Origin of the sequence: Lysinibacillus sp. FJAT-14745, from assembly GCF_001275675.1 — a bacterium.
GTDB lineage: Bacteria > Bacillota > Bacilli > Bacillales_A > Planococcaceae > Lysinibacillus.
Window position 1 is genome coordinate 19,567 of the sequence record NZ_LITM01000006.1, and the last position, 13,232, is coordinate 32,798.

The 13,232-nt window shown below is 35.1% G+C and carries 9 protein-coding genes, 1 pseudogene and 1 riboswitch; of the genes and pseudogenes, 8 read left to right on the plus strand and 2 right to left on the minus strand.

All coding sequences use genetic code 11. The annotated features are described in order from the left end of the window. Positions 1 to 112: 112 nt before the first annotated feature. The 6 genes from AMS59_RS10260 (at position 113) to AMS59_RS10285 (ending at position 8,279) form a co-directional block, all read left to right on the plus strand. Complete coding sequence (locus tag AMS59_RS10260; RefSeq protein ID WP_053483663.1) at positions 113 to 805, plus strand: endonuclease V; 693 nt, start codon at positions 113 to 115, stop codon at positions 803 to 805. 63 nt (positions 806 to 868) lie between these two features. Then, on the plus strand, positions 869 to 1,405 hold the full coding sequence (locus AMS59_RS10265) for an SMI1/KNR4 family protein (protein ID WP_053483664.1): 537 nt from the start codon (positions 869 to 871) through the stop codon (positions 1,403 to 1,405). 20 nt (positions 1,406 to 1,425) lie between these two features. After that, entirely contained in the window at positions 1,426 to 2,964 is a 1,539-nt protein-coding gene (locus AMS59_RS10270; RefSeq protein ID WP_053483665.1) for an SMI1/KNR4 family protein, read from the plus strand. Positions 2,965 to 3,219: 255 nt separating this feature from the next. Further along, on the plus strand, positions 3,220 to 6,078 hold the full coding sequence (locus AMS59_RS10275) for a hypothetical protein (RefSeq protein WP_053483666.1): 2,859 nt from the start codon (positions 3,220 to 3,222) through the stop codon (positions 6,076 to 6,078). 265 nt (positions 6,079 to 6,343) lie between these two features. Then, positions 6,344 to 7,183 (plus strand): hypothetical protein, encoded by an 840-nt coding sequence (locus tag AMS59_RS10280; protein WP_234007731.1) that lies wholly within the window; start codon positions 6,344 to 6,346, stop codon positions 7,181 to 7,183. Positions 7,184 to 7,313: 130 nt separating this feature from the next. Continuing rightward, positions 7,314 to 8,279, plus strand: coding sequence for a glutaminase (locus AMS59_RS10285; RefSeq protein WP_053483667.1), 966 nt, complete (start codon positions 7,314 to 7,316; stop codon positions 8,277 to 8,279). A gap of 142 nt (positions 8,280 to 8,421) precedes the next feature. Here the strand turns inward: AMS59_RS10285 and AMS59_RS10290 are convergent, their stop codons facing one another. Both AMS59_RS10290 and AMS59_RS10295 read right to left on the minus strand, forming a co-directional pair. After that, a complete protein-coding gene (locus tag AMS59_RS10290; protein ID WP_053483668.1) occupies positions 8,422 to 9,771 on the minus strand; it encodes an amino acid permease in 1,350 nt (449 codons plus the stop codon). A 161-nt stretch (positions 9,772 to 9,932) separates the two neighbouring features. After that, a riboswitch (glycine riboswitch) is annotated at positions 9,933 to 10,009 on the minus strand. Positions 10,010 to 10,536: 527 nt separating this feature from the next. After that, positions 10,537 to 10,929 (minus strand): rhodanese-like domain-containing protein, encoded by a 393-nt coding sequence (locus AMS59_RS10295; RefSeq protein ID WP_053483669.1) that lies wholly within the window; start codon positions 10,927 to 10,929, stop codon positions 10,537 to 10,539. A gap of 348 nt (positions 10,930 to 11,277) precedes the next feature. On the opposite strand from AMS59_RS10295, the gene AMS59_RS10300 reads away from it, so the two are divergent. Continuing rightward, complete coding sequence (locus AMS59_RS10300) at positions 11,278 to 12,108, plus strand: biotin/lipoate A/B protein ligase family protein (RefSeq protein WP_053483670.1); 831 nt, start codon at positions 11,278 to 11,280, stop codon at positions 12,106 to 12,108. A gap of 209 nt (positions 12,109 to 12,317) precedes the next feature. Continuing rightward, a pseudogene (locus AMS59_RS10305) lies at positions 12,318 to 13,106 on the plus strand (ribonucleotide reductase N-terminal alpha domain-containing protein); the annotation flags it as partial. Positions 13,107 to 13,232 lie beyond the last annotated feature (126 nt).

Here is a 13,232-nt window from a genome sequence, read left to right on the forward strand (position 1 = left end):
TTTTCGTGCCTGGAATATATTACAGAAAATTCAGTTTAAACGTTAGTGTGGAATTATTTTAATGCGACACTAGTGATCATGATAGTATATTTATATAGAGAGGAGAAGATTCATGGAAATGGAAGAAATGATCCTGAATTATACATCGCAACAAAATGAATTAAGGAAGCGTATTTCCCTACAAAACAATTTTTCTGATGATCAAATTCAACTCGTTGCAGGGGTGGATATTGCCTATTGGGGTGAAAACAATAAAGAATATGGAGCTTGTTGCATACAAGTTATTGATTTTAATTCCAAAAAAATCGTTGAACAAGTTGAGTACATAAATAAAATCACAATTCCATATATTTCTGGGTTTTTAGCCTTTCGTGAATTGCCTCTTGTATTAGAGGCTGTTAAAAAGTTGAGAACGGATCCAGACATTTATATGTTTGATGGAAATGGTTATTTACATAAGCGCAATATGGGAGTTGCTACCCATGCTTCTTTCTACTTAGAAAAACCGACAATTGGCGTAGCGAAAACGTATTATAAAATTGAAAATATGGATTTTATCATGCCGGAAAATAGAGCAGGAGCGTTTACTGATATTGTGATTGATGGGGAAGTGTATGGTCGTGCTCTAAGAAGTAGAAAGGATGTTAAACCGATATTTGTTTCATGTGGTAACGTGATTGATTTAGATACGGCAACTAATATAACGATGCATTTTATTGAAAAAGATAGCCGTTTACCAATCCCTACAAGATATGCGGATTTAGCGACTCATCAGGCAAGGAAATTGCAAAAAGATAATGTGTGAATATGGTGGTATCTTTAAGTAGGATAAATTCTTTTATGGAAAAATTCAGAGTGGAGGTTACAAATGAATACTCAAGCTAAAGATTTGTGGGATCGTATCATTAAAAAGAATTCAAAGGTAGGAGTTAATGGTGAAGAAGTATTGAATCTTCAAACAGGTGCTACAGCTGAAGAATTCCAACTAATCGAAAAAACTTTAAATATTATTCTGCCTGAGGAGATGAAAAGTTTTTATAGCATTTATAATGGGCAAGTTTGGACTTTAGGGGTTGAGCCGATTATTAGGAATTTAACACTTTCTCCTATTTCTGAAATTATTGACAATTGGAAGTTTCTACAGGAGGAATTTGATCCAGATGATTTGCTTCCAGATATAGAGTATGGTGTTGAGGTAAAACCAACGCTTTGGAATGAAAAATGGATTCCGATTGCTGAAAATGGTGGAGGCGATTATCTTTGTCTTGATACAGATCCAACAGAAGAAGGAGTAGTGGGTCAAGTGTTGTATTTTTGGCATGATTGGGGAGATCGAACAATTGATGCAAATGGTCTTTTTGAATTTATAGAAATCTGCTTAAATGAAAATGATTCTGATATTTGAATAAGGAGATGGACACGAAGATGATTCAGTTGATAATGGAGAAATTCAAGGTTCAATTAGACGAACTATTTTCACCGTTTTTAAATCCACCAGCTTCTGAGGAAGAGATACAGAAGGTTGAAAATGAGATGAGCATTAAATTTCCTGATGAATTAAGAGAGCTTTATCTTTTGCATAATGGAGAGAACGAAGATGGGCCGGGTTTGTTTTTTGGAATGCCGTTTTTACCATTAAATGATGTTTTGCAGGAATGGCAAGTATGGGCACAGTTAGAAGAAGAATATGCATTGGAAGGTGCTTCTTATTCTGTCCCAACTGGATATATAAAAGAGAGGTATATCAATCGTAATTGGATACCTATTAGTAAAGATTTTGGTGGCAATAATATCGGCATAGATGTCGATCCAGATCATAAAGGGCGAATAGGGCAAGTCATAAATTTTGGGCGTGATGAGGAAATAAAGTATGTTATAGCAAATCAATTATCAGAATTCCTACTATTTATTTCTGAAACGATAGTACAGGGTAATTATCAAATTGAACAAGAAGAAGATTATATCTACTGGAATTATGAAAACAGCACGCATTTTTTAGATATACTAAACGCCATTGAATTGCCTGTTCTAGATCCTGTATCTTCTCAAATCTCAAACGAGGATACAACGAAATGGATGCAAGATTTGGACTCTCGATGGGAAGAAATAGTACAAGAAGAGTTTTCTGATCCAGAGAAGTTTATGAAAAAAAAGAAACTATATTTAATTGGGAAAAATCTCACGAATATTAAACCGTTACGACTTTGTACAGAAGTAAAAGAATTAATCTTAACAAACAATCAACTGACTGATTTAACACCTTTACATAACATGCTATCTTTAAAAAAACTCTATTTAATTAAGAATCCGCTAAGTGATTTAACGCCATTAGCGAATCTCAAGTATTTGCAAGAATTAAATATTAATCATACAAAAGTTTACGATATAACACCGTTAGTAAGTACTCCACAATTAAAAAAATTAGAAATGGCACAAACAGATGTTAAAGATTTTTCAATTCTTCAACAATGTCAAGCGCTTGAATCCTTATCAATTTCAATAGTGAATAAAGAACAGTTAAAACAAATAGCTCAAATTAGTACTTTAAAACAATTATTTATTCACCAGTTGCAAAATATTGTAGAAGAGGATTTACTACAGTTAAGTCACCTAAAGAACTTGCAAGTAATGAAATTTGAAAATTGTTATTTGAAAAATGTAGATTGTTTTACATCCAGTCATTCACTGCGAGAAATCATTTTACATGATACAGTATTAGAGGACGGGAGAGCAATAGGTGCACTTAAAAATTTAAGAAGTATAGAGTTAAATGGTTCTACAATTGGAAATCTTGAGGTTATTGCAAATTCTTCATCGCTTAAAATATTTACAGGATCATTTGAACAGTTTCATTTCTTAAAAGATCTTTTTCATCGAACGATTGACTTTTCCACAATTATTGGTGAGATGTCAGATGAGGAAGATAAAGTATGGCATCAGTATTTAGATACCCATAAAATCTAAATTAAAATATATGTAAAGAGGTATCCCAAATCTTTAATTGAGATGCCTCTTTGGTTTTTCGTTAAATGCGCTAAATAGTTTATGTTTTTTAAAGCAACATCATCGAAAAGTTAGAGTTTCAGGTATCAAAAAAACATTATTTAAATTCGAGTAAATGAGCACTATTTCCTTTTTTGGATATATTGCCAAAATTAAGGGAAATTTTTAAACTCATACCGATATAAAATTTAGAAGGTATAAAGGAGGACAAAAGACTTGAATAAAAAATTTCTTTTATCAGTTGCAGCAATTCCTGCAGTCATTGTTGCACCAGCAGTAGTAGGGGCGGAAGAAGTATTAACTATTAAAATAAGCGCAGATGCGAAGGTCAATGACATAATCACAGCGGATGTGAAAAATTTACCACCTAATACATATGTAAACAGTTATCAATGGTACTATATTGAAGCAGATGGTTCGGAAAAAATGATTCCTGGTGCTACAGACATATCTTTAAAAGTTCCTGTTGATGCAGAAAATAAAACTATTTTCGTAAAAGCGACAACTTCAAGTGAAACCTATAAAAGTAATACATGTACGATAAAGCCATTGCAATTAAGCCTTGATGAACCAATTTTTGAAGGCTACTCATCAACTAACTATGTGTCACCAGGTGATACTGTTAAAGTGGTAGGAGCAAATGTGATAGATGCAAATGGAGCAAAATTTCAAAGTAACCAGATTACATACAGCTATCAATGGTTTTATAAAGTAGGAGAAGTCTTTTCAATTATTAATGGGGCAACAGGAGCAACATTTACGATTCCTACTGATGCCATAGATAAGGAACCGAAAGATATTGTAGTGAAAGTAACTGCGAAAGTAGGTCCACGCACACTCGAATCGCCTCCTTCAAAAATTCTTACAGTATCTAAAGCGCCGACAGAGACATTAACGAAGAATATTGAAAATTTACTGAAGAATGGCAACAAATATAATTTGACAAGCTTTGGAGAATTTCAGGCACTTGTGAAAGACTTAGATAAAAAATATCAAGCTCTATCAAGTGCTGCAAAGGCGAATGTTACTAATTATGATGTCTTGAAGCGAGCACTTGCAGATATTGCTACGATAAATGCATTAACTGAAAAGTTGGATAAGTTAAAAGATAAAGGCGTTAGTGAAAAAGATTTACCTCAGTTTTTGAAAAATCTTGAAGCAGATTATAATAAGCTTGACTATTTACAGCGCAGTTTAGATGTCAATGATGAATTATACAATGCGATTAAAGTGGCATTGCATAACCCATCAAATATTAATGAGCTTTCAGAAGTAAGAGAGATTAATAAACAAATTATTGCATTATTATCCTACGAAAATTCCTATATCAAATATGTCCCTTCTAGCTTAGAGTCTTTACAAGCGGAAGTGAACAAAATTGAAACTCGAATGTCGAAGCTGTCAAAAGATTACCGAACAATCGTACAAAACCAAACAATTTTACAAGAAGCAAAGCAAGATATTAAGAAAATTGAGCAGTTTATAAAATCATTTGATAAATTGTCACCAAATGATACACCAAGCAAGCAAGTGACTGCTGCAAAATCGATTCGCTCTACTTATGAAAAGTTAACTTACAAGCAAATGCTATTAGTTCCAAATACGTATAAGGAAAAATTGCAGAATGCAGAAAATGCAGAACAAATTCAAATTGTGAAATTAAACGCATTAATTCAATCATATGTAGGAGGCAAGCAGTATCCAATTAATCCAACAAAAGAGACTTGGAAAGAGATTGTAGATAATGTAAATAAAATAATCAGTGATTATAAAAACTTAACGAAGACTTCAGCGGCACAAATTATAGATTATGATCGTATTTTAACATTGCAAAAAGATCTTAAAACGGCTGAAAAAGTTATTAAGGATATGGATGCCTATCAAACACTTAAGAAAACACCAGGAGTCTCAGAGAGCAAGTTAAAATCAAGCTATAGCAGTACACTTAAAGCCTATAATAAGCTAACAACTTTACAGCAATCACTTGTCTATAATGCAAAAGAATTTTTAAATAATTCACCAGATGTGACTGTTGGTAACGATGGAAAGTTGCCAGATGATAAAGCGGCAGCAGAAGCCCTAAAAAAACAAATCGATTCCTTTGCAAACATCACCAACTATACACTGGAACAATTAGAAAAAGAAGTAGAGAGTGCTACAGCGGCTTACAAAAAGTTATCATCTGCAGCTCGGAAATATGTGACGAATTATGACTTACTAACAGCAGCAAGCAAAGATATTTCTGGCGCCAAATCGTTCCTTAAAAAAGTACAGGATGCTAAAGAAGAAAAGGATGTTACGAAGCAGGTCAAGAAAATTCAAACAGTGCAAACAGCTTATGCAAAGTTACCTGCAAATCAGCAACATTTAGCTAAACCTGAGTATGAAAAATTACTGAAACTATTAGATGGAAATGTTCCAAACGTATCAAAACTAGATAATGAAATTGCTGGAATTGTAAACAACAATTTGTATACCGTATCTATAGATAAAATTAAAGAGCTTTCAACTCAATATAATAAGCTGAGTTCTAGTGATAAAAAACGAGTTACCAATGCCTCTATCTTAACAACGGCTGTCTCTGATGTGAAAAAAGTAGAGTCATTCATGAAGCAATATGACAAATCATTCGAAAAAAATCCAGCAACTGTTACTAAAGCATTTTCAAAATTGACGTCAAAGCAGACGAGTTTAATAAATGAAAGTGTTCGGAAAAAAATTGTTGAAGAAGAAGCGAAACAACAATCTGCACACGAATCTGCTTTAAATTTAGTGGAAATGATAAATGGGCTTGAGAAAAATGGAGAATATATTGCCAATTTAGATACTGAAGTAACAAAAATTCGCATTTCGTATGACAAGCTTAATTCTACTGAGAAAAAAGTAGTGAAAAATTACTCGAAGCTAACGCAAGCAGAAAGTGATTTGAAAAAAGTTACGGAAGTATATGAGCTATATAAAACATATGAAGCGGCTGCAGAAGAAAAGAAGGCAGCTGCATATAAGACATGGCAAACTGCTTATGGCAAACTTTCTAAAAAGCTTGAACTTCTATATAAACAAATGCAACCCTAATATTTTTATTTGCTGTAGCCCTGAATAACGAATTTATTCGGGGCTTTTCAATAACCAAAAATTCAATTGTTCAAACTAAACTTATCGCTTTTATTTGTCTAAATATTCATTTTTCCGCTATACTATTTACAGTTAATTTTGGCTGTTTTCTAGATATACACCTTTTAAAATTGCTAGATAGACAAGCGTTTCACAGGATAAGCTGGCACATATAATCTTTTCTGAAGCGGCCATCTATAAAGGATTTTTAGAGCAGTCCTTTAAAATGAAAAAATTTATTGAGAGTGTCAGTATTGATATTATCCCATCACATGCAGCAGCTGCACCTCATCTGGGACGAAGTGCATTAGATACTGTTGAGTTAATGAATGTTGGGGTAAACTACGTGCATTATGCGGTTACAAACACAGGAGGATCGTCTCCAAATGTCGTTCAGCCATATGCAGAGGTGACTTACTTAGTTAGAGCGCCTAAAAAGCATCAAGTACAAGAGATTTATCAACGTGTTAAAAATATTGCTAAAGGGGCAACGTTAATGACTGAAACATCGTTAGAAATTGCCTTTGAGGGAGCTGCGTCAGATCTTATTCCAAATAAAACACTTTATGATGTGATGCAAAAACAAATACTTGATTTAGGAATGCCAACTTATACAAAAGAAGATGAGCAGCATGCCCAAGCTATTTTTAATACATTTTCTTCTGAAATTCAGGCAACATCGTTAATTGGTCTAAAAAAAGAAGATGCCGCGCAGTTACAAGGTAAAGTTATTGCTAACCACATCCCAAGCGTCCTTCCTGAGTTTATATTGGGTGGATCAACGGATGTTGGAGATGTAAGCTGGAATGTCCCAACTGTTCAATGTACAACGGTGTGTATGGCATTAGGTACACCACTTCATACTTGGCAGGTTGTATCACAGGGTGTCATGCCAATAGCTCATAAAGGGATGTTACAGGCTGCAAAAATTATGGCTTGCACTGCTGTTGATTTAATTAATAATCCGGCACTTATTGAAAAAGCTAAAAAAGAATGGAAGGATCGTCTGGATGGAGAGACATATGTTTCACTAATTCCAGAAGGTACTAAGCCACCAAAGCTTTAAAAAGTTATAGCAGATAGAGTCTTCATAGGGTAAACTATGGAGGCTCTGTTTTTGCCTAATAATAAGTTTTATCTTAGTAAAGTGTACGAAAGAGTAGCAAAGTTGCATTTTTTGAAAGGAGACCACAAGTATGCCGACAAATCATATTAACCATCATCACCTTGCGGCAGAATGGATGAAACAGTTTCGTCCTTATGCAAAAGAGGGGAAATGCGCAAGCTATATTCCTGCTTTATCAGAAAAAGATCCAAATCAATTAGCTATTTCGATTATCGGACCAGATAGTGACGAAATCAAAGCAGGAGAGGCAACTGAACTGTTTACTCTGCAAAGTGTTTCAAAAGTTGTTACATTTATTTTAGCGTGTATGGAACGGGGATTACCCTATGTTTTAGAGCGAGTAGATGTTGAACCGACAGGCGATACCTTCAATTCAATCATTCGACTTGAAAGTCATCAGCCTGGAAAACCTTTTAACCCAATGATTAATGCAGGAGCGATTACAGTATCCTCTATGCTTGACGGAAATTCACCACAAGAGAAGGTTTCAAAAATCTTAAATTTTTTAGAACAAATCATTGGCAAAAAAATAAGGGTAAATGAAGAGGTTTTCCAATCTGAATGGCAAACGGCTAATCGTAATCGATCATTAGCATACTATTTAATGGATTCAGGCTTTTTAGATTGCCCTGTAGAGGAGGCATTGGAGGTTTATTTGAAACAATGTGCTATTGAAGTCAATGTTTCGGATTTAGCGATGATTGGTTTAGTCATCGCCAATGATGGCTATCATCCTCTATTAAAAACCCAACTCTTTCCAAAGCAAGTGGCAAAATTAGCGAAGGCATTAATGGTTACTTGCGGTATGTATAATGCTTCTGGTAAATTTGCTGCATTTATTGGGTTACCTGCTAAAAGTGGTGTCTCTGGCGCAATTTTGGTGGCTGTACCAAGTCACGCAGGCTTAGATTCACCATTTCCTGCTGGCTGCGGTATTGGCATTTATGGACCAGCCATTGATACCATCGGGAACAGTGTAGCGGGTGTGAATTTACTAAAGCATATCGCTACCGAGTGGAATATGAATATTTTTTAATCACAAAAAAAGATGACTTCGTAAATGGACGAAGTCATCTTTTTTGTGATTTGATTTTGCTGCAGCTTCGATTTCACACAAAAAATAAAGCCCTGAATAGGTTCACTTTCTTTAAAAGTGTTACTATCCAGGACAATTCATCTTAGCGTATTGCTTTCTTTCTTTTCATTTTATAAATAATTAGTAGCATAATAAACCAAATTGGTGTTAGCAGTAATGCAGTACGTGTTGCCTCTGAAATGAACATGACTACTAATAGAAATGCAAAAAAGGCAAGTACTAAATAGTTTACGAACGGAGTAAAAGGTGCCTTGAAAATCGATGCTTCATGAAGTGCACGATTTCTACGTTTATAAATGATATGAGAGATTAATATTATACTCCACACCCAGATAAAGCAAATTGCACTAATCGTTGTAACAACACTAAAGGCGTTTTCAGGCATTAATTTACTTAGTAATGCACCGGCGGAAACTACAATTGCAGAAACAATGAGTGCGTTACTTGGTACACTGTTTTTATTGAGCTTTGCAAACGTTGGTGAAGCTTGCTTGTTGTTGCCAAGATTAAAAAGCATGCGGCTTGTAGAAAATAAACCACTATTACCGGCCGAAGCAGCAGATGTTAGAACGACAAAATTAATAATACCTGCAGCAATTGGAATTCCAGCTAGTGTAAATACTTGTACAAATGGACTACTTGAGGCAGACATTTCAGACCAAGGATTAATACATAAAATAACAAATAACGCTCCTACGTAGAATAATAAAATACGTAATGGAATTTTGTTAATGGCAGAAGGGATATTTTTTTTAGGATTGGCCGTTTCTGCAGCAGAAACGCCTACTAATTCGACACCAACAAAAGCGAAAACAACCATTTGGAATGCCATAAGGAAACCGTTTAGGCCGTTCGGGAATAACCCGCCATGTGCCCAAAGATTTTCAACAGAAACTGTGCCAGAGCTTGTTTGAAAGCCTGTAAATAACATGATTAGTCCAATAATAATCAGCGCAACAATGGTGATGACTTTTATAAGGGCAAACCAAAATTCTAGTTCGCCAAATAGTTTTACAGACAATAAATTCAAAATTAATAACAGTACTAAACAGCCAATTGCAGGCACCCATTGGGGTATATCAAACCAATATTGTATATAAACGCCGACAGCAATAATATCTGCCATAGCAGTCATAATCCAGCAAAACCAGTATGTCCAGCCAGTGATGTAACCTGCCCAAGGGCCTATGTATTCGGATGCAAAATCAGTAAATGATGTATAGCCAGCATTCGATAATAATAGTTCGCCTAATGCCCGCATGACAAAAAATAAGGCAGTTCCGACAATTAGATAGGCAAAGAGGATGGAAGGTCCCGCTAAAGCAATGGCTTTACCTGATCCTAAAAATAAACCAGTACCTATTGTTCCGCCAATCGCAATGAGCTGCACATGGCGATTTTTTAAATCACGTTTTAATTGTTGTTGTTCCACGTTGATCCCCCTCAAAGATGTAAAAACTATGACTGGAAAATAAAAAAGAGACTAGTAGTGACACTAGTCTCGTAAACGACAGAATAACAAATACCGATAACGGATGTTGTATGTAAAAAAAGAAAACATTCGTGTGGTATAGCTTTCATGATGAAAGTTGATATTACTCTTCTGTCCTTTTGCCTGAGATAGTGAACCCTTCGGCGACGCAAAATGCGCTCTCTCCAGAACTGCTCCTGCTATAGTGTTATCCATAGCATTCATAGCTTGTATTGTATGTCTTATTGACATTATTTTAAGATATTATACATCCTATCAGTGCCTGCTTAATTATTCAAGGGTAAATTTCAGTTATTTTCAGAAAAAAAGAAGATTGGAGTTCGTCTAGGTAAATATTTTACGAAAAATAGTATTTTTAGACATACGTTAATTTATGGATAATATTTAATTTGTGGTATATGGCGTTAAAAGAGGCGAACTATTGGAACTAGCCTAGGAAGCGTCTTGCATTTTGGCAAGGGAAAAGTGATGAAAGAAGTATATTACACACGTTGCTTTATGTTCCTCGAACTAACTTGTCAGACGTTAAACAATATATATTATAGTAGAAACTCAGAATTTTTTGCAAAAAGCAAACCATCTCATAGTCATTTGAGATGGTTTGCTTTTTGTTTAAAACAAAGTGATATAGGTAAATATAAATAAACTTACTTTGTTTCCATGAGTAGATTTATTTATATTAGTCACTAATGTCTTATCGATTTTTTAATTTTGTTTTTTGGATTTTATTTTACCTGTCCAAGTACGGAAGCCGCCTTGAAGTTGGTAAATTTGGTTGTAGCCACGTTTTTTAAGAAACAGAGCAGCACGTGAGCTACGGCCTGTATTTTGACAGTATAAATATACTGGTAAATCTGGGCGAATTTCTTTGTAACGTTGACGTAGAGTAGTTGAAGGAACATTACGTGCACCAAGAATGTGGCCAGCATCAAATTCTTTTTGCTCACGTACGTCGATAAGCTGTGCTTTACGATAGCCTTCAATAAATTGTTCTTGTGTTAGGTTTGTTACGGCTTTTTTTAGTCGTAGGGCATTGATGCCGATATATGCAATTACAACTACTAAAATAACACCGATTGTGATAAGTGTGTTTAACAAAATTTCTTACCCCTTTCTATCTTCTTTATTATTATAAAAGATGCGCTAGCGATAGTCCAATGAGTTTGATAAAATTAATTAGATTGTGGCTAGAATTAATCTATCTTATGTATATGAATGTTTTAGTGAAAGGTCTCAGAAGTATTCCTCTATTTTCTTGGTTTAGGGTGGGGGAATACTTTAATAAAGAATAGAACTTAATGCAGAGTGTCAAAATTTTGAGAAGCATTATTTTTGGCTGATCACCAAGAGTTGAACATTTGTTAAAACGTATGCAAATATATATAAGGTGACTTATTTTGTACACTTTCGCTAAAGTTTAATTAAATATTTGTAGGAGATGAAAATATGACAACTTGGTATTTTCTTAATTCAGGGAAATGTAGCCCTTCTTTTAATATGGCATTAGATGAAGCATTACTCGATTGGCATAGTGAAGGTTTAATTCCACCAGTCATTCGCTTTTATGAGTGGGAGCCAGCAACTCTTTCGATTGGCTATTTTCAGCAAGCGAAAAGAGATATTAATTTCGATGCTGTGCGAGAGCAAGGATTAGGTTTTGTTCGTCGACCAACAGGTGGTAGAGCCGTTTTACATGAACATGAGTTGACATATAGCGTCATTGTTTCAGAAAGCTACCCAGATATGCCTGAATCAGTGACAGAGGCATATAGAGTGTTAAGTGAAGGTATATTGCAAGGTTTTCATAATCTAGGTATGGATGCTTATTTTAGTGTACCTGATACAGAAGAACAAAGAGCAGACTTAAAGAAACCAAAAAGCGCAGTTTGCTTCGATGCACCAAGCTGGTATGAGCTTGTTGTAGAAGGTAAAAAAGTAGCTGGTAGTGCACAAACTCGTCAAAAAGGTGTTATTTTACAGCACGGAGCTATTTTACTTGATTTAGATCAAGAAAAATTATTGTCTGTCTTCAATTTTTCAAGTGAAGAGGCGAAGGACCGTATGCGTAGAAAGATGCCAGAGAAAGCGGTAGCTATCAATAATCTTGTTAAAGAACCAGTGACTATTGAACAATGTGTAACAGCTTTTAGAGATGGCTTTGCAAAATCGTTGCAAATTGATTTAAAACCATTTACACTTTCTGAGGAGCAATTAGAATACGTGCATGCACTTGAAGAGAAAAAATATGCATGTGATGATTGGAACTTCAAAAAATAAAAAATGGTAGAAGAAAAATATTTTTTTATCGTTCAACCCTTGTGATAACAAGAGGTTCGGATTCTATTCGAAATTGCAAGTGTTGAATTAAAAAACTATATATAGTATCTTTTTTAAAGAACCATACACAATATGTAGTGTTTAACGACACATGATATTGTGTATTTATTATGTAATGCAAGTAATGCAAAAATAAGGGAGGCAAAACGATGGTACTCACAAATCATCAACCCGAAGTAAACAAATTTGAACAGTTAAACAAAGATATTGAACAATTTCCACAGGTGCATCCTGTAACGCCTGATATGCACATTAAGCATAAAGGTGTATCAAGGCTTGTGATGATCGATCGCTACTCGTTTAAGGATACGGAGAAGAAAACGTTAAAAGCCGGTGATTTCGTCGTATTAACAGTGAAAGCAGATCCAAAATTCCCTGCACGTGGTTTAGGGACAATCCAAAAGCTTGATATGTCTACAAAAACAGCAGATATTTTGATTGAGGAAGATTATCGTAGTGCTTTAGATGATCCAAAAGAGCAAGAAACGGGTGTGATTACGCGTTCAATTGACGTGCTAGAAAAGCCTCTTGAAATTTTTTATGAACAAATCGCAAAACGAAATGCAACAGGACTTGCTGCTGTTGAAAAAACACCAGAGAAACGCCAAGAATGGTTTGAGAAGTTCTATGCGCAGTTAGTATCATTAAAATTCATTCCAGCTGGACGAGTTATTTACGGAGCAGGGTCTGAAACAGATGTAACGTTCTTCAACTGTTACGTAATGCCATTTGTAGCAGATTCACGTGAAGGAATCAGTGATCACCGTAAGCAAGTGATGGAAATTATGAGCCGCGGTGGTGGTGTAGGGACAAATGGTTCGACATTACGTCCACGTAACACTTTAGCACGTGGTGTAAATGGTAAATCATCTGGCTCTGTATCATGGTTAGATGATATTGCGAAGCTGACTCATCTTGTCGAACAAGGTGGATCCCGTTAACCGAAAACGGCGGGATTAAAATCTCGTGAATTGCTGGAACACCCTGATAGCTTTTCTTGCTACAACGTAAACTGTGAAGTTAGGCGTGAATGCTTGAAAAAAGAAAAGATTGGGCAATCAGCA

Excerpts from the sequence above, each read along its gene's own strand:
- AMS59_RS10280 (WP_234007731.1), top strand. The coding sequence starts at position 6,344 with ATGAAAAAATTTATTGAGAGTGTCAGTATTGATATTATCCCATCACAT.
- AMS59_RS10285 (WP_053483667.1), top strand. The coding sequence starts at position 7,314 with ATGCCGACAAATCATATTAACCATCATCACCTTGCGGCAGAATGGATG.
- AMS59_RS10260 (WP_053483663.1), top strand. The coding sequence starts at position 113 with ATGGAAATGGAAGAAATGATCCTGAATTATACATCGCAACAAAATGAA.
- AMS59_RS10265 (WP_053483664.1), top strand. The coding sequence starts at position 869 with ATGAATACTCAAGCTAAAGATTTGTGGGATCGTATCATTAAAAAGAAT.
- AMS59_RS10270 (WP_053483665.1), top strand. The coding sequence starts at position 1,426 with ATGATTCAGTTGATAATGGAGAAATTCAAGGTTCAATTAGACGAACTA.
- AMS59_RS10300 (WP_053483670.1), top strand. The coding sequence starts at position 11,278 with ATGACAACTTGGTATTTTCTTAATTCAGGGAAATGTAGCCCTTCTTTT.